Below are 21,311 nucleotides of genomic sequence, written 5' to 3'. Positions count from 1 at the left end.
ATGAAAAACGCACTCTATATAATTACTTTATCTCTTTTTTTATTTTCTTGCAAAGAAGCGAAAACAGAAGAATCAGAACCAAAAGATAACGGTTTAATTACAGTATCTGAAACTCAATTCAAAACCTCGGGAATGGAGATTGGGAGTCCAACAGAACAGGATTTTGATGTTACCGTAAAAGCATCCGGAAATATTGATGTACCGCCACAAAACCGAGCTAAAGTGAACACTTTTATGGGTGGTTACGTAAAATCGACAACGCTTTTGGTTGGAAATAGAGTCACAAAAGGTCAAGCTTTATTGACTTTGCAAAACACCGAATTTCTGGATATTCAAAAAGAGTATATGGAAGTAGCGGAGCAATTGAATTTCTTGAAATCAGAATACGACCGCCAAAAAACCTTGTACGATGAAAAAATTACTTCGCAAAAAAACTACTTAAAAGCCGAAAGCGACTATAAAAGAGCCAAAGCTATGCATCAAAGTTTAAGAGCCAAATTGTTGCTTTTGAATATTAATCCTAGAAATGTGGAGAGAGGAATTTTGACTTCAACAATCACCATTTTTTCTCCAATAACAGGTGATATTGTGATTATGAATGCCAATGTAGGTATGTATGTAGCGCCTTCGGATGTGATTTTAGAAATTGTTGATACGGATCACTTGCATTTAGAATTAGCCGTTTTTGAAAAAGATATTTTGAATGTGAAAATTGGACAAAAAATACAATTTAAAGTTCCCGAAGCATCAAAAGAAGTGTTTAATGCCGAAGTACATTTAGTAGGAAAATCAATTGAAGGAAACGACAGGACGATTAATATTCATGGACATTTAGACGATGCCATAAAACAAAAGCTTTTGACAGGAATGTTTGTAGAATCTGAAATAATTATCGATTCTAAAGAAGGTTTAGCGATTCCTGCTGAAGCATTGGTGACAGAAAACAATAAAAATTTTGTACTTTTAGTCAAGAATGAAAAAAATGGATATTCGTTCCAGAAAGTAAGTGTTACTGTTGGTTCGAAGTCTGAAAAGTTTGTCGAAATACTGCCAAACACAACAATATCTGCTTCTTCAAGACTATTAACAAAAGGAGTTTTTGATTTGGTTAATTAATAAAAAATGAAATAATGGACTTGAATAAACTTAAAGATCAGTTGCAAACAGAGGTTGATACGGCCTTTTTGTACGATAGTATTGCCGCCATTCAGTCTGATGAAAATCTTTCGAGAGTTTTACTAAGCTTAGGCGAAATCGAGAAGGGACACGCCAAACACATGTTAGATAAAGTTCGTACCATAGAACCGAATTTCAACATGCCTTTGCCATCTGGTAGAGCAAAATTTCAACTGAAGTTGGGTAAAATTTTTGGATACAGTTCCATAATTAGTTCCTTGTCTTCAATAGAAAAACAGTTTGCCGAAAATTCGGTTCGAAACAAAATTAAAACGGGTGAAAAACCAACTGGTTTTGAGCACAATCACCTAAATATTATTGAGGCTGTAAATAATAATGCTGCTCTAAATGTTTCTGGAGGGTTGTTGTCTAAATTTGAGAGTAGGCATAAATCCGTAGGCGGAAATGCTTTGCGTGCCGCCGTTTTAGGATCTAATGATGGATTGGTTTCTAATATGAGTTTGGTCATGGGAGTTGCTGGAGCAGCCGTTTCTAATGATACAATATTGTTAACCGGAATTGCAGGACTTCTGGCAGGCGCTATATCAATGGCATTAGGCGAATGGCTTTCGGTACAAAGTTCCAGAGAATTAAACCAGCGCCAAATTGATTTGGAAACCGAAGAATTAGAAGCTTCTCCTGAAGAAGAAAAAAAAGAATTGGTTTTATTGTATCAAGCCAAAGGAATGAATGTGGTCGAAGCACAAAAATTAGCTGACAAAGCTTTTGAAAATCCGCAAACAGCGATTGATGCCATTATTATTGAGGAATTAGGAATTGACAAAGAAGAATTAGGAGGATCAGCCTGGGAAGCAGCTATAGCATCGTTTGTGCTCTTTGCAATTGGAGCGATTATTCCATTATATCCTTTTATGTTTTTAGACGGAAAAAATGCTCTTTTATTGAGTGTCGGAAGCAGTGTGGTAGGGCTTTTTGGCATAGGAGCAGCCATCACTTTATTGACAGGAAAAAGCATTTTATTCTCGGGATTCAGACAAGTGGCTTTCGGTTTGTTAGCTGCAGCAGTTACTTACGGAATTGGTTCGTTAATTGGCGTTTCCTTAGCAGGATAAAACTCTTAAAAATTAAATATCACTAATAAATACTAACTTAAACTATAAAATTATGAATGATGCACACTTACACCTAGTTGTAAACCATTTTCCTATTATTGGAACAATTCTTGGACTTGGGATTTTAATCGCTGGAATAGTACTCAAGAATAAATCGGTACAAAATACTGCCTATGTATTATTTGTCGTTGCAGCTGTTTTTGGCTTTTTTAGCATGTCTACCGGTGAAGGAGCAGAAGAAATAGTGGAAGATTTCCCAGGAATAGGAAAAGCAATTATTCATGAACATGAGGAAATGGCTGAAAAACTTGCAATTGTTTTATATGCGCTAGCGGTTACATCTCTTTTTGGCCTTTATTCTAATTTCAAAAACAAGCCAAAAGCAAATCTAGTTTCTTATATCGCGACAGTTGTTGCAATCATCGCTGTATTTTTTGCACAACAAACGGGTACAACAGGAGGAGAAGTTCGTCATACTGAAATCAGAACAAATAGTGCGACAGTGCAGGGTAATACAGAAAAAATCAGCCCTTCAAAAGAGGAGGAAAAGGAATAAAAAAATATTCTAACAAAAAAGTAATATTTAGTTAAAGTATTAATTGCTTTTTAAAGAAAAAAGAATCTATCTTTGCAAAGAAAAATAAAACACATGTTTACAATACAATTACATCATCATCATTTTCATTATTGCTCTCAAGCGATGTGTTAATGGTATGCATGTAAATCATCATATTTAAAAACCCGTTTGAGTACATCAAACGGGTTTTTTATTACCTCACATTGTACTCAAACATTATCATTCTAAAAAAACAAAAAACAAAAAAATGAGTACATTAAAAATTGCAATTCAAAAATCAGGTCGTTTAAACGAAGACAGCATTCAAATTCTAAAAGATGCTGGTATCTCAATTGATAACGGAATCGACCAATTAAAAGCCGAAGCATCTAACTTTCCTCTTGAAGTTCTATACTTAAGAAATTCAGATATTCCACAATATTTAATGGATGGCGTAGTAGATATTGCTATTGTTGGGGATAATTTATTGGTTGAAAAAGGCGGAAATATTGAAGTTATTCAAAAATTAGGGTTTTCAAAATGCAAAGTATCTGTTGCTGTCCCAAAATCTTTTCAATATACATCTGTAAAAGATCTTGACGGAATGCGCATTGCTACATCTTATCCTAAAACAGTACTGGATTTCTTTAATTCAAAAGGTGTTACGGTTGACATTCACCAAATTTCAGGTTCTGTTGAAATTGCACCAAATATTGGTCTTGCTGATGCTATTGTAGATATCGTATCTAGCGGAAGTACCTTGTTTAAAAATAATTTAAAAGAGGTTGAAGTTATTTTTAAAAGTGAAGCGGTGTTGGCTGTTTCGCCAAAAGTAAGCCCAGAATCTCAAAAAATTATCGACACCTTGAAATTCAGAATCGAGTCGGTTTTAAGAGCTAGAAAATCAAAATATATTTTGATGAACGTTCCTAATGATAAAATTGAGGCAGTTGGTAAAATTCTTCCAGTATTACGCAGCTTAACCGTTTTACCATTGGCACAAGAAGGTTGGAGCAGTGTACACTCGGTAATTGACAAAGATACTTTTTGGGATGTTATCGATCAGTTGAAAGAGGCTGGAGCCGAAGGAATTTTGGTATGCCCAATTGAAAAAATGGTACTGTAACAATTTTGAATTATAAGTTATGAATTATGAGTTTAAGAACTTAATAATTCTATTTTTTAAATTTTGAATAAAATTAAAAATGAACAAAATATACAATCCAAAACCAGAAACGTGGTCTAGTATTTTAGAACGACCTACAAAAACGGTAGATGATATTGAGGCTACTGTAAAAGAAATTTTCAAAGAGGTACAGAAAAAAGGGGATGAGGCTGTGGCCAAATATACCTCGCTTTTTGATGGCGTTGCAGTAGACACAATGATTGTTTCTGAAGCTGAAATTCAAGAGGCCATCGCTGCAGTACCTCAAGAGTTAAAAGAAGCAATCGCTTTGGCAAAGGCTAATATTATGGCCTTTCACCGTGCTCAAAAAACAGAGCGTGTTGCTGTTGAGACTGTACCTGGAGTTTCATGCTGGCAAGAAAAAAGACCTATTCAAAAGGTAGGTTTGTACATTCCGGGTGGAACAGCGCCTTTGTTTTCGACTGTTTTGATGCTAGCCGTTCCTGCTGAAATTGCGGGTTGTAATGAGATTGTTTTGTGTTCACCACCTGATAAAGAAGGCAAAATTAACCCTGCTATTTTATTTGCGGCCAATTTATGTGGCGTAACTAAAATCATGAAAGTGGGCGGAATTCAAGCCATTGCAGGTTTAACTTTTGGTACAGAAAGTATTCCTAAAGTGTACAAAATTTTTGGACCAGGAAATCAATTTGTAACTGTAGCCAAACAATTGGCAACACAATTTGGCGTTGCTATTGATATGCCTGCTGGCCCGTCAGAATTATTAATTGTAGCTGATGATACTGCCGTTCCTGCTTTCGTAGCGTCGGATTTATTATCACAAGCGGAACATGGAGCAGATAGCCAAGTGATTCTAGTTTCGACATCAAAAAAATTGATCGATGCTGTTGCTGATGAAGTTGCTACTCAAATTGAGGCTTTGCCAAGAAAAGCCATTGCTGAAAAAGCCATTGCCAACTCTAAATTAATTTTTGTCGAAAATGATGCTATAGCTTTAGATTTAATTAATGAATACGGTCCTGAACACTTTATTATTTGTTCTGAATTTGATGATTTTTATAGCAATAACGTACTAAATGCAGGATCAGTTTTTATAGGAAACTATACGCCTGAAAGTGCAGGTGATTATGCCTCGGGAACCAATCATACCTTACCAACGAATGGTTATGCCAAGAATTACAGTGGTGTAAACTTAGATAGTTTTATGAAAACGATGACTTTTCAAAAAATTAACGAACAAGGAATTCAAGCCATCGGAAAGGCAATTGAAATTATGGCTGATGCCGAAGGATTACAAGCACACAAAAACGCAGTTACATTACGATTAAAAGCACTTGAAAATGGAAAATAAGTTCGATATTACTAATTTAGTTCGGGAGAATGTAAAAAACATGAAACCGTATTCATCTGCTCGCGATGAGTTTGAAGACTTTGATACAGCCGAAATGATATTTTTGGATGCCAATGAAAATCCGTTTGAAAATGGAGTAAATAGATATCCAGATCCGCAACAAATGCGTGTAAAACGCCTTTTAGCAAAACAACGTCGTGTACAAACGAATCAGATTGTATTAGGAAATGGAAGCGATGAAATTTTAGATTTACTTTTCAGAGCATTTTGTGAACCGAATACTGATAACGTGATTACTTTGCCTCCAACGTATGGCATGTACGGCGTTTTATCTAATTTGAATGCAATTGAGAATAGAGAAGTTTTACTTTTGGAGGATTTTCAGCCTGAGATTGAAAAAATCATGGAAGCGGTTGATGTTAATACCAAAATGATCTTTTTATGTTCGCCAAATAACCCAACAGGAAACTCCTTTTCGGATGAAAAAGTAGCCTATTTGTTGCAAAATTTCAAAGGACTCGTTGTTATTGATGAAGCGTATATTGACTTTTCTAAAAAAGAAAGTTGGATCAATGAATTGGATGAATATCCTAATTTGATTATCACTCAAACGCTCTCTAAAGCTTATGGATTGGCGGGTATCCGTTTAGGAATTTGTTATGCTTCTAGCGCGGTTACTACTATATTAAACCGAATTAAACCTCCTTATAATGTAAACGAATTGTCGCAAAATAGAGCGGTAGCAAGACTTGAAGATCAGCAAGCTATTTCTGCTGAAATTGAGTCAATTATATCACAAAGAGAACTTTTAATTGAAGCTTTGTCAGAAGTGAGTTATGTGGAAAAAATTCATCCTACAGAAGCAAATTTTGTTTTGGTTAAAGTGGATGATGCCGATAAAAGATACGCTGAATTGATTGCAAAAGGAATTGTAATTCGAAACAGAACCACACAAGCACTTTGTGAAAATACATTGCGTTTGACAGTAGGAACTGAAGAAGAAAATAAAAAATTAATAGTAGCTTTGAAAGCTATTGGAAACTAGTTAGGAACTTTGTTTCCGCGTGAGGGATAGCAGTGGAGCTCTTTGTAGGGCCGCGAAGCTGGGCAGTACAAAAGCGGGAACGAATAGCCCGACCCGACTTTTTTTGGAGGGTCACGCCCAAAACTTGAAATATTAAATTAAAATAACAGAACGCAACCGCACATGCCAATGCGTTTATTAGTAGGATACCATGAAAAAAGTGCTTTTTATAGATCGTGATGGAACGATGGTTTTGGAACCGCATGACTACCAGTTGGATAGTTTTGAGAAATTAGAATTTTACCCAAATACCTTTCAATATTTGGGAAAAATTGCAAAAGAATTGGATTTTGAATTGGTTATGGTTACCAATCAAGATGGTTTAGGAACGGCTTCTCATCCCGAAGAGAATTTTTGGCCGGTGCATAATTTGGTTATGAAAGCTTTTGAAAATGAAGGCGTTGTTTTTAGTGAAGTTTTAATTGATAAAACATTCCCACATGAAAATGCTCCTACACGCAAGCCAGCAACGGGTTTACTAACTAAATACATTGATAGTTCTAACTATGATTTGGTAAACTCATTCGTAATTGGAGACCGCATTACAGATGTGGAATTAGCAAAAAACTTGGGTGCAAAAGGGATTTTCATCAACACAGATGAAGCCTTAGGAAGTGACGAAATAGCTTCAAAAAGAGAAGAATTAGATTCGGTTATAGCACTACAAACTACAGATTGGAAAACGATTTATGAGTTTTTAAAATTAGAAGAACGTTCAGCAACCATTTCAAGAAAGACGAATGAAACTGATATTTATATCAATTTGAACCTTGATGGAACTGGGAAGAGTAAAATTGAAACCGGAATTGCGTTTTTTGATCACATGCTGGACCAAATTGCACGTCATGGTCAAATGGACCTGGAAATCCTTGTAAAAGGTGATCTAGAAGTTGATGAACACCACACGATTGAAGATACTGCTATTGCGCTTGGAGAAGTTTTTGCAAAGGCATTGGGTAATAAATTGGGTATAGAACGTTATGGTTTTTGCTTGCCAATGGACGACTGTTTAGCTCAAGTGGCAATCGATTTTGGTGGTAGAAATTGGTTGGTTTGGGAAACCGAATTCAAACGAGAAATGGTAGGTAAAATGCCAACCGAAATGTTCTTTCACTTTTTTAAATCGTTTTCTGATGGTGCCAAAGCCAATATCAACATCAAGGCTGAAGGTACGAACGAGCACCACAAGATTGAAGCGATCTTTAAAGCTTTTGCAAAAGCAATAAAAGTAGCTGTGAAACGTGATACCGAGAAAATGATTTTACCAAGTACAAAAGGTATGCTTTAAAAATGTTTCAAGTTTAAAGATTCAGGTTGATTCGAGCAACTTTAAACGTTAAACTTGAAACTTGAAACAAAAGTCAAATGAAAATAGTAATTATAAACTACGGAGCCGGGAATATTCAAAGCATTATGTTTGCCATCGAGCGCTTGGGTTTTACAGCAGTGCTTAGTAACGATTGGAAGGAAATAAAAGCGGCGGATAAAGTGATTTTTCCCGGTGTTGGTGAGGCAAGTTCTGCAATGAAAATGCTTATCGATAGTGGTCTTGATGTATTAATTCCTACTTTAAAACAACCTGTTTTAGGGATTTGTTTGGGTATGCAATTGATGTGTAACAAATCCGAAGAAGGAAACACTGCTGGTTTGGAAATTTTTGATGTAGACGTGGTCAAATTTACTTCAAAAGTAAAAGTTCCACAAATGGGGTGGAATCAAATTTATAATTTGAAATCAGATTTGTTCAAAGGAATTGCTGAAAAGGAATACATGTATTTGGTACATAGTTTTTATGCTCCAAATTGCCCCGATGCCATTGCTACCACAAATTATGAAGTAGAATATGCCTCAGCATTGAAGAAAAATAATTTTTACGGAACTCAATTTCACCCCGAGAAAAGCGGTGATGTAGGCGAACAAATTTTAGGGAATTTTTTAAAACTTTAAGTTGAGTCTTTTTGACTTTCGACTTTCAAACTTTAAGACTAATTATAATGAGAATAATACCAGCAATAGACATCATCGACGGGAAATGTGTCCGTTTGTCCAAAGGAGATTACAATACCAAAATTATTTACAACGAAAACCCCCTTGAAGTTGCTAAAGAATTTGAAGCGCACGGAATTGAATATTTACATTTGGTAGATTTAGACGGAGCAAAATCAAGTCAGATCGTGAATTATAAAATATTAGAACAAATTGCAACACAAACCAATTTAAAAATTGATTTTGGAGGTGGTTTGAAAGCAGATTCCGATTTGAAAATTGCATTTGAAAGTGGTGCGAATCAAATTACTGGTGGCAGTATTGCGGTAAAAAATAGAGAATTATTCGGAAAATGGATTGCAGAGTATGGTGCGGATAAAATTATTTTGGGAGCAGATGCCAACAATGAAAAAGTAGCTGTTTCAGGCTGGTTAGAAGATTCAAATGAAGATTTGATTCCCTTTATTCAAGACTATCAAAACAAAGGAATTCAATACGTAATTTGTACTGATATAGCTAAAGACGGTATGCTTGAAGGACCAAGTTTTGATTTGTATGCGAAGATTTTGGCGGAAGCCAATGGCATAAAATTGATTGCTTCTGGTGGAATTTCTACTTTTGACGAGTTACCTAAATTAGCGGAATTAGGTTGCGAAGGAACGATCATAGGTAAAGCTATTTACGAAGGACGAATCTCATTGAAACAGTTAGAGCAATACATATATTAAACAAATAGATTATTTCGCGAAGAAGCACAAAGAAGACGCAAAGATTCACCAAGATTTTTGTGTATCTCTGCGAAACCTTTGCGAATCTCTGTGTAACAATTATAAAAAATGTTAACAAAAAGAATAATCCCTTGTCTTGACATAAAAAACGGAAGAACCGTAAAAGGTGTCAATTTTGTAGACTTACGTGATGCCGGCGATCCGGTTGAATTGGCCAAAATCTATTCGGATGAAGGAGCTGATGAATTGGTTTTTCTAGACATTTCGGCAACGGAAGAAAGAAGAAAAACATTAATTGATTTGGTTCGGAAAGTAGCTGCAACTATTAATATTCCATTTACAGTTGGTGGCGGAATTTCCTCTGTCAAGGACGTTGATGTTTTATTGCAAAATGGAGCTGATAAGGTTTCGATCAATTCATCAGCGGTAAAAAATCCGCAGTTAATCAATGATTTGGCACAAAAATTTGGAAGCCAATGTGTTGTGGTTGCAATTGATGCTAAGCAAATTGACGGCCAGTGGATTGTGCATTTAGTTGGTGGAAAAGTACCTACTGAATTGAATTTATTTGATTGGGCAAAAGAAGTTGAGCAACGTGGCGCAGGTGAAATATTGTTCACCTCGATGGATAATGACGGAACTAAAAACGGCTTTGCTAATGAGGCTTTGGCCAAACTTTCGGAACTAGTTAATATTCCAATTATTGCATCGGGTGGTGCAGGAAATATTCAGCATTTTGTAGATTCATTCATCGATGGAAAAGCCGATGCAGCCTTAGCAGCAAGTGTATTTCATTTTAAAGAAATTGAAATCAAAACATTAAAAGAGGCTCTTAAAAATAATAATATCGAAGTTAGGATATAGAAACAGATACTAGAATAAAGAGAAAAGAGAATCGTACTAGATAATCTTTCAGTTTTTAATCTTTCAATCTTTAAATTAAAAAAATGAACATAGATTTCTCAAAAAATACAGACGAATTAATTCCGGCTATTATACAAGACAGTGACACGAAAGCCGTTTTGATGTTGGGTTACATGAACGAAGAAGCATATCGTAAAACTATCGAAACGCAAAAAGTAACTTTTTTTAGCCGCTCTAAGCAAAGACTTTGGACAAAAGGCGAGGAGAGTGGCAACTTTTTAAACTTGGTTGATATAAAAAATGACTGCGATGGCGATACATTATTGATTCAAGCAAAACCAGTTGGCCCAACATGTCATACAGGTGCTGATACTTGCTGGCAAACAGATAATAAAGCTGATTATGGGTTTATTTCACAATTAGAGCAAACTATCGAAACTCGTAGAGAAAAAGCTGACTCTGAAAAGAGTTATGTTGCTTCATTATTTCAATTAGGAATCAACAAAATTGCACAAAAAGTAGGTGAAGAAGCAATAGAAGTTGTAATTGAAGCCAAAGATGATAATGATGATTTGTTCTTAAGTGAAAGTGCCGACTTATTATTTCATTATTTGATTTTACTTCAAGCGAAAGGATTCAAATTGAATGATGTTGTTGAAGTGCTAAAAAGTCGCCAAAAATAGTCTGACGAAGAAATAAATTGTAACCCAATAGAAAATTTGATTTATTGGGTTATTTTTTTGAAGCAGTTTAGATTTTGTAACCTATTGCAAGTAATAGAAAAGCGATATGTTTATCCTTTTTAACAATTTTGTTAAATAACATTTAGGCAACATTGCTTTTAAGTTTCTGTCAAAATTGTTTTTATATCTTCGTGCGCATTAATAGTATTGCGCTAACCGTTTGAATCCCCTTTTATGAAAAAATTTGTTTGCATTTTTAGTTTTTTAGGATTCTTAAGTTGTAAAGCACAAATTCCTTCAACAGCAAGTCAACCATTAAAAAATAATGAAAACACTAGCTTTACTATTGCTTTTGGTTCCTGTGACAATCAAAAAATTAAAAATGAACTCTGGCCTGAGATAAATAAAAACAATCCTTCAGTTTGGATTTGGGGTGGTGATAATGTGTATTCGGATACAGAAGACATGCAGTTTCTTAAAAACAATTATACTATTCAGAAACAAGATCCAGAATATCTAAAATTCATTGATGGCAAAATTATTCTTGGAACTTGGGATGATCATGACTATGGCGCTAATGATGCAGGAGAAGAATATCCACACAAAAAAGAAAGTCAGCAATTGTTTTTAGATTTTTTAGATACTCCAAAAGATGCTCCAGAACGCAGTAGAGAGGGAGTTTTTAGCTCAAAAACAATTGAAGTTGATGGGAATAAAATTAAAATTATCATATTAGACACCCGTTATTTCCGAACAACGTTAACCAAAGATCCTAATTCAAAAAAGCGTTTTATGCCTAATAAGTTTGGCGAAGGAACTATTCTTGGACAAGCGCAGTGGGAATGGTTATCAAAAGAGCTATATAATTCAGATGCGCAATTCCATGTGATAGTGAGTAGTTTTCAATTTTTATCCAATAAGCATGGCTTTGAAACTTGGGGCAATTTCCCGCATGAGGTCGAAAAACTGGAACAATTACTAGTTTCCTCAAAAGCAAAAGGAGCCTTTATAATATCTGGTGATAGGCACATTTCGACATTTTCCTTAAAAAATGTAACGGGTTTGTCTTATCCTCTTGTTGATTTTACTTCAAGCGGCTTAACTCACACCTATACTGCATTCTCTGGTGAAGAAAATCCTTATGTGCAAGGTGAAGTTGTTAAAGAGATTAATTTTGGTTTGTTAAAATTTGATTTTAAAAATCAGAAAGTCCTAATGGAAATTCGTGGAAAAGAAAATAAAATATTACAAGATTATTCTTTGTCTTTTCCGAGAAATTAAGAAATAGCTGTTTTTTTTGATTCTAAAGTCTATTTTTGTTTTAAAATATAACACTATGAAAAAATATATCGGTTCTGCTTTATTATCCATTTTACTTTGTAATTCAATAAAAGCACAAGGATTATTGAATCAGAAACAATTAAAATTTACGAAACAAGATACCCTAAGAGGAAGTATTACACCAGAAAGAGCTTGGTGGGATTTGAAAAAATACCGTTTAGATGTTAAAGTAAATCCGCGAGATAGTACTTTAACGGGATCTAATACAGTTGTTTATAAAATATTGAAAGAGAATCAAGTCATGCAGATTGATTTGCAAAATCCAATGCAAATTACAAAGGTACTACAAGATAAAAAGAGTTTAAACTTCACAAGAGAAGGCAATGTTTTTTACATTCAGTTACTGGAAAAACAAGTAATAGGGGCCTTAAAAGAGCTTACTATTTTTTATAATGGTAAACCTAAAGTAGCAGTAAACCCGCCTTGGGATGGAGGAATTACTTGGAAAAAAGATAAAAATGGTAATCCTTTTATCGCTTCATCATGCCAAGGATTGGGAGCTAGTGTTTGGTGGCCAAACAAAGATCACATGTATGATGAAGTGGATGAAATGACTATTAGTGTTACTGCACCAAGCAAACTTGTTTCTGTGTCAAATGGAAGATTAACTAGGGTAAAACAGAATAATGATGGTACAAAAACGTATAATTGGGAGGTTAAAAATCCAATTAATAATTACGGAGTCAATATTAATATAGGTGATTACGTTACTTTTTCAGAGAAGTACAAAGGTGAAAAGGGTGAATTAGATTGTACGTATTATGTGTTACGAGAAAACTTAGAAAAAGCAAAAAAGCATTTTCAAGATGTCCCTAAAATGCTTAAAGCCTTTGAACACTGGTTTGGACCTTATCCATTTTATGAAGATAGTTATAAATTAGTTGAAACTCCCTATTTAGGAATGGAGCATCAAAGCAGTGTGACTTATGGAAACGGGTATCAAAATGGCTACCGTGGAAGGGATTTAAGTGGTACTGGCTGGGGATTAAAGTTTGATTTTATAATTATTCATGAATCTGGGCACGAGTGGTTTGCAAATAACATAACTTACAAAGATATTGCTGACATGTGGATTCATGAAAGTTTCACAAACTATTCTGAAAGTTTATTTTTAGAATATTACTATGGCAAGGAAGCTGGATATACTTATGTTAGAGGTCTTAGAAATATTATTGAAAATGATAAACCTATAATTGGTAAATACGATGTAAACAATGAAGGTTCAGGGGATATGTATCCTAAAGGAGCAAACATGTTGCATACTATACGTCAATTAGTGAATAACGATGAAAAATGGAGAGGAATACTAAGAGGTTTGAATAGTACTTTTTATCACCAAACGGTGACAACCAAGCAAATTGAAGATTATTTATGCAAGCAAACAGGAATTGATTTGTCCATTGTTTTTAATCAGTATTTAAGAGATACTAGAATACCTTCACTTGAATATTATTTGGATAACAACACTTTAAAATACCGTTGGACAAATATAGTTGCCGGTTTTAATATGCCTGTAAAAGTCATTCTAAATGGTGCGGAAGTTAACTTGAATCCAAAATCAGAATGGTCTGAATTTATCAACTCTAAAAAAATTGAAACTATTGTATTGGATCCTAATTTCTATGTTTTGAACAAAAAGATTGAAAAATAAGAATTTTTTAATTTAAATATTTAAAATAATAGAAACTCATTTTAAAATTGTCGGTTTAAAAAAGCTCAAGCATAATAAAAGTTTGAGCTTTTTTTGTTTAAAATTATTGTGTTAGGATTATAGTCTTTGATTAAATCATTTAAGTTATAATATTCAAAATCAAATCAAATTAGTGTATTTTTAGTTTATTAACAATCAGATACTTAATCGATTTCGTGATAATTTATTAACATTCAACTCTACTACAACGATAGAGTGCTAATAACTTTAAAAAAGCAAAATATAAATAAGAATAATAGCGAAAATTATATAAATAAAATATTAATTTCATAAAATATTAACTAAAAATAAACTTATGAAAGCAAAAAAATATTTATTGTTGCTCTTTTTACTATTATTGCACCCCATTGTTTATTCGCAAACAACTGCCACTGGGAGAGAAGTAATGATGCAAGGTTTTCATTGGACCACTGATGTTTCAACAACCAAATGGTACGATGTGATAAAAAGTAATTCAACAGCATTGCAAACTGGTGGATTTGATGCTATTTGGTTACCTCCACCAAGTAAATCAACTGGAGGAATGGGTTATATACCAACAGTTTGGTATGACTTGAATAATGCTCATGGTACCCAAGCACAATTAACATCATTAATAACTGATCTTCATTCAAAAAATATAAAGGTTATTGCAGACATTGTAGTCAATCATCGTGGAGGAACTACTGGGTGGTATGATTTTTCGACACCATCATGGAATACTCCAACACAAACTTGGTCTATTTGCAATAATTCAAATATTAGTCCTTCTGGACAAAAAGGAACTGGAAATCCAGATTATGATCCTGTTCAAGCAGGTTTAAAATCTCAAGGGACTTCAGGTTTGTTTTCTGCAGGTAGAGACTTAGATCATTCTAATGTTGAAGTTAGAAATGGTATCAAAACTTGGATGCTTTGGTTGAAAAATCAGATAGGTTTTGATGGTTGGCGATATGATTTTGTTCATGGATTTGATGGAAAATATATTAAAGAATATAACGATGCTACCTCGCCTTATTTTTCTGTAGGGGAATTGTTAGAAGGTGACCGAAATAGAATTGTAAAATGGTTAGATTACACAAAGGGTGGAACTAATACAGCTTCTTCAACTGCTTTTGATTTTGCAACCAAAAGTGCACTCCAAAATGCTTTTAATGATAATAATTTAAGTTATTTAAAAGATGGTTCTGGCAAAGCTTCTGGTTTAATTGGAGTTTGGCCAGATAAAGCAGTAACCATGCTTGATAATCATGATACGGGACCTGTGCCTTATGGTCAAGATTTATGGATTTTTCCTGGATCAAAAGTATTAAATGGTTATGCCTATATTTTAACTCATCCTGGAACTCCTATGGTTTGGTGGCCTCATTATTTTAATTGGGGAATCAAATCTCAAATTGACGCTATGGTTAAAATTAGAAAAGACAATTTACTATCTAACACCTCTACCTTAAATATAGTAGCAGCTTCAAATAATCTATATGCAGCTATTATTGACAATAAAGTGGCAATGAAATTAGGATCAGATAATTGGTCTCCTTCTGGAACTGGCTGGACATTAAAATTATCTGGAACAGGTTTTGCAATTTGGGACAAGGCAAGTGTTGTTGATGTACCAAGCCTTACAGTAAGTCAAGTAGGAGGGTTTTTTACAACCGGAACAACGGTTAACACTACTTTAACAGCTAATACTTCTACATCTACAATTTATTATACTCTAGATGGTACAACACCAACCATTGCATCGCCATCCGCAGTTGGTACAGTTACACTTTCCATAAATAGCACTAAAACTCTAAATGCTTTTGTGAGAAATACTGTAGGTGTAAACTCTACAATCAAAACAGAAACATACACTTTTGGTACACTACCAACATTTACTGTATATTTTAAAAAACCAGCAAATTGGAATTCAGCTGTAAAAGTATACTACTGGTCCCCAACAGGTACAGCACCAACAGTAGCCTGGCCTGGAGTTGCAATGACAAAAGATTGTGGTGATTGGTACAAATTTACTTTCCCATCTACTGTAAGCGCCACAAACTTAATATTTAACGATGGAACATTAAAAACTGCTGATCTTGCTACTACTGCCGGAATTAAGTATTATGATAATGCTTGGTTAGCTGGTGAACCAGCAAATCGTTGTCCTACTCAAACAACTATGACAGTTTATTTTAAACCTCCAACAAACTGGACAACAATACCAAAAATTCATTATTGGAATGCTATTCCTGCTGGAAGTGTAGCCAATACAACATGGCCAGGTGTTGTTATGGTAGCCGATGTAAATGGTTTTTATAAATATACTATAACAGGACCTACATCAATCAATTTGATTTTTAACAATGGCTCAAGTGGGACTGCTAATCAAACACCAGATTTATTAAATAAAATAAATGGATTCTCTTACTCTTGGGGCACTAGTACAGCAAAAGTTACACTAAATAAAGAACTTAAAACAGAAGATACAATCATTTCAGTATATCCAAATCCTGTAAGTAGTCTTTTATATATTAACTCAAGTTCTCCAGTTTTAAATTATAAAATTCAAGATATGAATGGCATACAAGTGAAATATGGAAAATCAAACAACAATGCTATTGATATGAATTATTTGAATAATGGGATATATATAATTCATATTCGCTTTGAAAATGGACTAGAATTAAAACAGAAAATTATAAAAAATTAAAGTATCTTTTAGATTATTAGAGGCTGTTCATGACAGCCTCTTTTTTTTTTTTTTTTTTGATGAAAAATTTAGATCCAAAAAAAAATAATTAAACTTTTAAAAAATAAAACTACAGTAAAACTTTTTTTACGCTATAAACTACAAAATCTGAAGAATTAAATTTTTGATTGTAAAAATACTTAACAAAAAAATCCTAATTATTATATGTTTAATAACTGAATTTGACTTTTTAATCGCTCTATGAGCATACTCATCATGCGTTTGTTAATGTTGGATGTATTAGTAATGTAATTTTCATATTCAGAAATTGTAAACAATCCAATAACTATTCCTTTAAGTGAATTTCTAAATTTAATATCTTTTTGAACTGCATTATCAATAGTTTTTAATTTCTTGTCTAATGAGAAACTATTAAAATCTATTTTATTCTTTTTTAGGTGATGTAGAAAAACTTTACAAATCATTTCGTTTTGAAGTTTTAAAATAGGTCTCAAAACCTCATTCTGAAAGGATTCTTCGGTTGTGGATTGACTAGTTATAATGCCTAATGTTTTTCCTCTAAATTCAGCTATAAATTGATCTCTTGTATTCATTATTTTTTCTTTAAAATTAAAAAATATAAAAGTAAAAAAGTATTATTTTTACCTATAAAATTATAAAAATGAGATTTCATACCAGAAAATGGGTTAAACCCGAAGATTTAAATCCCAATGGTACTTTGTTTGGCGGGAAACTGCTTGCTTGGATTGATGAAGAATTAGCTTTATACACTATTGTGCAGCTAGAAAATCCAAGAATTGTAACCAAATATATGTCTGAAATAAATTTTAGGAGTTCAGCAAAACAAGGCGATATAATTGAGATAGGCATAGATGTTATCAAGTTTGGAACCACATCAATTACTTTAAAATGTGAAGCTCGTAATATGATGACTCGAGAAACCATTATTTCTATTGATCAAACCACAATGGTTAATGTTGATGAGCATGGAAAACCTAAACCCCACGGAAAATCAGTTATTGAGTACGTAAAAGACAGGTTGTAAACAATTTTATTGATTGTTCAATTCAATTTTAGATTCGAATATTTCTAAGTCAAAGTATCCAACAGCAGCGATGATGTGATCAAAAATATCAGACATGATAAATTCATAATTTTCAAAACGTTTGTCATAAGAAAATGCATAAACCTCAAGAGGAACTCCATGCTCTGTTGATTGCAATTGTCTACAAAGCATGAGCATATCTTTGTTGAGTCCAGGATAATTGAATAAATATTCTGTGATGTATTTTCTAAAAAGACCTAAATTAGTCAAATTTCGACCGTTTATTGCAAGTGATTTGTCAATTTTATTTTTTAAGTTAAAAGAGTCAATTTCATTTTTTCGTTCGTCAATATAATCGCTTATCAGGTGTATTTTTTTTAACTCTACCAGCTCAGCTTCTTCAAGAAAGCGAATGCTACTTGTTTTAATTAAGATGTGTCTTTTTATTCTTCGTCCATCTGAGTTGAGCATTCCGCGCCAGTTTTGAAAAGAATCTGAACTTAGACTATAGGTAGGAATTGTAGTGGTAGTATTGTCAAAATTTCGAACCTTAACAGTTGCTAAATTGATTTCAATTACATCTCCGTCTGCGCCAAATTTATCCATCGTAATCCAATCCCCAATTCGAACCATATCATTTATAGAAACTTGCACACTCGATACAAAACCCAAGATTGTGTCTCTAAAAATCAAAATAATCACCGCAGACACGGCTCCTAATATGGTTAAAAGTTCTTTTTTGTCAATATCAAATAATTTAGAAACAATCAACGTGCTACCCACAACCCAAAGCATAATCATGATTACTTGAATAAAACTATCTATCGGCTTGTCACTGTATCGAGGTTTTAGTTTTAAATAATCTCGTAACGCATTAAAAATAGTTCTGATAATCCATAATACGAGTACAATAATATAGATACCAACTATTTTTGCAAAAATCCCTTCCCAATATTCAAATCGATCTAAAATTACGGGTACCGATTTGTAAATAAATAAAAGCGGTATCAAATGCGCAATGTATTTTGCGGTTTTATTTGATACCAATAAATCGTCAAACTTGGTTTTAGATTTCTGAGCAACTATAGCTAGAATGGTTACTAGTACAAGTCTGAAAACAATATAAATAACATACGAAAGTACACATAAGACAATTATATTTAGCAGTAAACTTAAATACGAAGCTACGCCACTACCCATACCTATTTTGCGTAAAATGGGATATATAAAAGTGAAAATTTTCTCGATGTATTTAAACATTTTTCAGGTATTTTCGCTCTATGTAAAATGTTCCAAATGGAGGTATCGAAGCAATACAAATGATAAAATATTTTTTAAAACCCCACTTTTCAGTAAATTTTAAAATAGTAGCTAAAACTATATAAGCAGTAAATAATACACCATGAGCCATACCAATATGTTTCACATAAATAGGATCGTTGAAAATATATTTCATTGGCATAGCAAAGAAAAACAATAATAAAGCTGAAATTCCTTCAACTATAGCTGTGATTTTAAAAATTTTAAGCATTTGTATTTTTTATTTTGAACACAAAATTAAGTATAAACATTGATTTTAGATGCTTAAATCATAAAACTAAATTACTTTTGTTTCTCTAAACTTTGATAATGAGCAAGCGAGATTTAAAAAAATATGTGGCACAATTGACTAAAGAGCAACTTGAAGAACAAATTATAGAGTTGTATGAGAAATTTAGTCCCGTAAAAGTCTATTATGATTTCGTTTTTAATCCAAAAGAAGAGACTTTATTAAAAGAAGCTAAATTAAAAATAGCGTACGAATATTTTCCAGTAAAAAAATCAGGTAGGCGTAGCCGACCCAAAATGAGACGTTCTGTGGCTCAAAAATACATCAAGCACTTTACAGCCTTAGGTGTTGACCCATTTGTCATAGCTGATCTCATGTTGTATAACATTGAAATTGCTCAAACATTTGCTTCAGAGAACATCATAAAACAAGATTTATTTTTCAAAAGTATGTTCAATTCCTTTGAGCAAGCTGTAATTTATCTCATTGCAAATGCTATTTTAACTGATTTTAAATCCAGACTCAACGCTATTCACAACAACGTATTAGATCAAAAATGGCATAATACTCCTGAATTTGATGCTATTATGGATCGATTAGAGTATTAAAAAGTTTCCTTAATTTAAATTAATTAATCAGATGCGGTTTTTTTTAAATAAAATTGACAATTAAACTGTTTTTTAGGTGTATTTTTGCAAAAATCCAATAATTAGCAATGTCCCAAAACACCTTAGAAATAGAAATAGAAGACAAAAAACAACTCTACGCATACCAACAAGGCGATATTGATGCCATTTTTGAGCGTATAGATAATGCACCACCACAACACCATTTATTATATCAATTACCTACAGGTGGTGGTAAAACAGTAGTTTTTTCAGAGATTGTGCGTCGTTACTTATCTCAACACGATAAAAAAGTGGTTGTGCTAACACATAGAATTGAGTTGTGTAAGCAAACTTCAAAAATGCTTAAAGGTTTTGATGTAAAAAATAAAATAATCAATAGTAAAGTAAAAGAACTGCCAGATCAAAATGATTATTCCTGTTTTGTTGCCATGGTAGAGACTTTAAAAAACCGTATCAATGATGATAAATTACACCTTGACAATGTAGGTTTAGTAATTATTGATGAGGCGCACTACAACTCTTTCAGAAAATTATTAAGTTCTTTCAAGAATGCTTTTATACTAGGAGTAACTGCTACGCCATTGAGCTCTAACATAAAATTGCCCATGCATGAAAGCTATGATGAATTAATAGTAGGTGATACCATTAACTCATTAATAGAAAAAGGTTTTCTTGCAAAAGCAATTACCTATAGTTATGATGTAGGCTTAACTTCTCTTAAAGTAGGTATTAATGGAGATTACACCGTAAAATCTTCTGATGATTTGTATACCAATATGGCTATGCAAGAAAAATTATTACATGCCTACACCGAAAAATCATTGGGCAAAAAAACCTTAATTTTCAATAATGGTATCAATACATCACTTTATGTATATGAAACCTTTAGAGAAGCTGGTTACGCTATAAGACATCTTGATAATACCAGTAGTAATGAGGAACGAAAAGACATTTTATATTGGTTTAAGCATACTCCAGACGCTATTTTAACCTCAGTAGGGATTCTTACAACCGGTTTTGATGAGCCTACTGTTGAAACTATTATTTTAAATAGAGCTACTAAATCCCTTACTTTATACTATCAAATGATAGGCCGTGGATCTAGAAAATTACCTGGCAAGGACAGTTTTAATGTAATTGATTTAGGTAATAATGCAGCCCGTTTTGGACTGTGGAGTGAACCTGTAAACTGGCAACACATCTTTAAATCTCCTGAGTTTTATCTAGAAAATTTAAGAGACGACACTGAAATCGAAATGTATTTTAAATACACGATGCCTCTAGATGTGCGAGCCAAATTCAGTAAAACCGAAGTCGTAACTTTTGATGTAGAGGAAGAACATAAACTAATTATAAAACAAAACTTGCGTTCAAAGGAAGTTTTAGATAAATCATTAGATCAACATGCGTCTATGTGCGTTGACAATTCCGAAACCTTGCAAGAAGCAAAAGCTTTAGGTAAATTATTAGATGATGATATTGAGTGCCGCATCAAGCGCTATGCAAAATGTTTGAGTCAGTGCAGTAAAAACTATAGAGAATGGCTTGTAGATGATTATAAACTTAAATTGGTTCTATTAACAGGTAAAAAATACCGAGAAAAAATTATGAATGAACCTGATGAAGATTAATTTCTTTATTAGGAGCTAATCCTGCTGTACACTGTATCTTTTGTGGTCTCAAAAAAGAGACCATAAAAGGATGCCGTTCCCAT

General features: G+C 33.3%; 20 protein-coding genes. 17 read left to right on the top strand and 3 right to left on the bottom strand.

Annotated features, from left to right (window positions below):
• From LQ189_RS07155 to LQ189_RS07090, 14 genes are all read left to right on the top strand, one after another.
• Entirely contained in the window at positions 1-1,116 is a 1,116-nt protein-coding gene (locus tag LQ189_RS07155) for an efflux RND transporter periplasmic adaptor subunit (RefSeq protein WP_230155363.1), read from the top strand.
• A gap of 14 nt (positions 1,117-1,130) precedes the next feature.
• Positions 1,131-2,249 (top strand): VIT1/CCC1 transporter family protein, encoded by a 1,119-nt coding sequence (locus tag LQ189_RS07150; RefSeq protein WP_230155360.1) that lies wholly within the window; start codon positions 1,131-1,133, stop codon positions 2,247-2,249.
• A gap of 52 nt (positions 2,250-2,301) precedes the next feature.
• Positions 2,302-2,805: a hypothetical protein gene (locus tag LQ189_RS07145; protein WP_230155358.1), complete on the top strand. Its 504-nt coding sequence runs from the start codon at positions 2,302-2,304 to the stop codon at positions 2,803-2,805.
• Positions 2,806-3,073: 268 nt separating this feature from the next.
• The gene (gene hisG, locus LQ189_RS07140) at positions 3,074-3,931 is read left to right on the top strand and encodes an ATP phosphoribosyltransferase (protein ID WP_158729799.1); all 858 of its coding nucleotides are present in this window, start codon (positions 3,074-3,076) and stop codon (positions 3,929-3,931) included.
• A 79-nt stretch (positions 3,932-4,010) separates the two neighbouring features.
• Entirely contained in the window at positions 4,011-5,303 is a 1,293-nt protein-coding gene (gene hisD, locus LQ189_RS07135; RefSeq protein WP_230155357.1) for a histidinol dehydrogenase, read from the top strand.
• Positions 5,293-6,348, top strand: coding sequence for a histidinol-phosphate transaminase (gene hisC, locus LQ189_RS07130; protein WP_230155355.1), 1,056 nt, complete (start codon positions 5,293-5,295; stop codon positions 6,346-6,348). The genes hisD and hisC overlap by 11 nt, the downstream gene beginning before the upstream one ends.
• A 190-nt stretch (positions 6,349-6,538) precedes the next feature.
• Positions 6,539-7,675, top strand: coding sequence for a bifunctional histidinol-phosphatase/imidazoleglycerol-phosphate dehydratase HisB (gene hisB / locus LQ189_RS07125; RefSeq protein WP_230155353.1), 1,137 nt, complete (start codon positions 6,539-6,541; stop codon positions 7,673-7,675).
• Positions 7,676-7,752: 77 nt separating this feature from the next.
• Positions 7,753-8,334: an imidazole glycerol phosphate synthase subunit HisH gene (gene hisH / locus LQ189_RS07120; protein WP_166134353.1), complete on the top strand. Its 582-nt coding sequence runs from the start codon at positions 7,753-7,755 to the stop codon at positions 8,332-8,334.
• A gap of 47 nt (positions 8,335-8,381) precedes the next feature.
• A complete protein-coding gene (gene hisA / locus LQ189_RS07115) occupies positions 8,382-9,101 on the top strand; it encodes a 1-(5-phosphoribosyl)-5-[(5-phosphoribosylamino)methylideneamino]imidazole-4-carboxamide isomerase (RefSeq protein ID WP_230155352.1) in 720 nt (239 codons plus the stop codon).
• Between the two features lie 108 nt (positions 9,102-9,209).
• Positions 9,210-9,965 carry an imidazole glycerol phosphate synthase subunit HisF gene (gene hisF / locus LQ189_RS07110; RefSeq protein ID WP_086453301.1) on the top strand — a complete coding sequence of 252 codons (756 nt, stop codon included), beginning with the start codon at positions 9,210-9,212 and terminating at the stop codon, positions 9,963-9,965.
• An 83-nt stretch (positions 9,966-10,048) separates the two neighbouring features.
• Complete coding sequence (gene hisIE, locus LQ189_RS07105) at positions 10,049-10,648, top strand: bifunctional phosphoribosyl-AMP cyclohydrolase/phosphoribosyl-ATP diphosphatase HisIE (RefSeq protein ID WP_230155351.1); 600 nt, start codon at positions 10,049-10,051, stop codon at positions 10,646-10,648.
• Positions 10,649-10,882: 234 nt separating this feature from the next.
• Positions 10,883-11,929: an alkaline phosphatase D family protein gene (locus LQ189_RS07100; protein WP_230155346.1), complete on the top strand. Its 1,047-nt coding sequence runs from the start codon at positions 10,883-10,885 to the stop codon at positions 11,927-11,929.
• Between the two features lie 55 nt (positions 11,930-11,984).
• Positions 11,985-13,640 (top strand): M1 family metallopeptidase, encoded by a 1,656-nt coding sequence (locus LQ189_RS07095; RefSeq protein ID WP_230155345.1) that lies wholly within the window; start codon positions 11,985-11,987, stop codon positions 13,638-13,640.
• A 355-nt stretch (positions 13,641-13,995) separates the two neighbouring features.
• Positions 13,996-16,374 carry a starch-binding protein gene (locus tag LQ189_RS07090; RefSeq protein ID WP_230155344.1) on the top strand — a complete coding sequence of 793 codons (2,379 nt, stop codon included), beginning with the start codon at positions 13,996-13,998 and terminating at the stop codon, positions 16,372-16,374.
• Positions 16,375-16,574: 200 nt separating this feature from the next.
• On the opposite strand, the gene LQ189_RS07085 is transcribed toward LQ189_RS07090, so the two are convergent.
• Positions 16,575-16,967, bottom strand: coding sequence for a glyoxalase (locus LQ189_RS07085; protein ID WP_230155343.1), 393 nt, complete (start codon positions 16,965-16,967; stop codon positions 16,575-16,577).
• Positions 16,968-17,035: 68 nt separating this feature from the next.
• Here LQ189_RS07085 and LQ189_RS07080 point away from each other — a divergent pair, with 68 nt between their 5' ends.
• A complete protein-coding gene (locus LQ189_RS07080) occupies positions 17,036-17,419 on the top strand; it encodes an acyl-CoA thioesterase (RefSeq protein ID WP_086454644.1) in 384 nt (127 codons plus the stop codon).
• Between the two features lie 6 nt (positions 17,420-17,425).
• Here LQ189_RS07080 and LQ189_RS07075 read toward each other — a convergent pair whose 3' ends face one another.
• Positions 17,426-18,679: a mechanosensitive ion channel family protein gene (locus LQ189_RS07075; protein WP_086454643.1), complete on the bottom strand. Its 1,254-nt coding sequence runs from the start codon at positions 18,677-18,679 to the stop codon at positions 17,426-17,428.
• Complete coding sequence (locus tag LQ189_RS07070) at positions 18,672-18,950, bottom strand: DUF3817 domain-containing protein (protein ID WP_086454642.1); 279 nt, start codon at positions 18,948-18,950, stop codon at positions 18,672-18,674. Before LQ189_RS07070 ends, LQ189_RS07075 begins: the two co-directional genes overlap by 8 nt.
• Positions 18,951-19,048: 98 nt before the next feature.
• Between LQ189_RS07070 and LQ189_RS07065 the strand changes: the two genes are divergently transcribed.
• Together LQ189_RS07065 and LQ189_RS07060 are read left to right on the top strand one after the other, a co-directional pair.
• A complete protein-coding gene (locus LQ189_RS07065) occupies positions 19,049-19,576 on the top strand; it encodes a DUF6155 family protein (RefSeq protein WP_230155342.1) in 528 nt (175 codons plus the stop codon).
• A 107-nt stretch (positions 19,577-19,683) separates the two neighbouring features.
• Positions 19,684-21,228 (top strand): DEAD/DEAH box helicase, encoded by a 1,545-nt coding sequence (locus tag LQ189_RS07060; protein WP_086454640.1) that lies wholly within the window; start codon positions 19,684-19,686, stop codon positions 21,226-21,228.
• Positions 21,229-21,311 lie beyond the last annotated feature (83 nt).

This window comes from Flavobacterium sp. CECT 9288 (genome assembly GCF_918731615.1).
Taxonomy (GTDB): Bacteria; Bacteroidota; Bacteroidia; order Flavobacteriales; family Flavobacteriaceae; genus Flavobacterium.
Note: the sequence above shows the minus strand (reverse complement) of the source record. Positions and strands in the feature narration are given on the sequence as shown.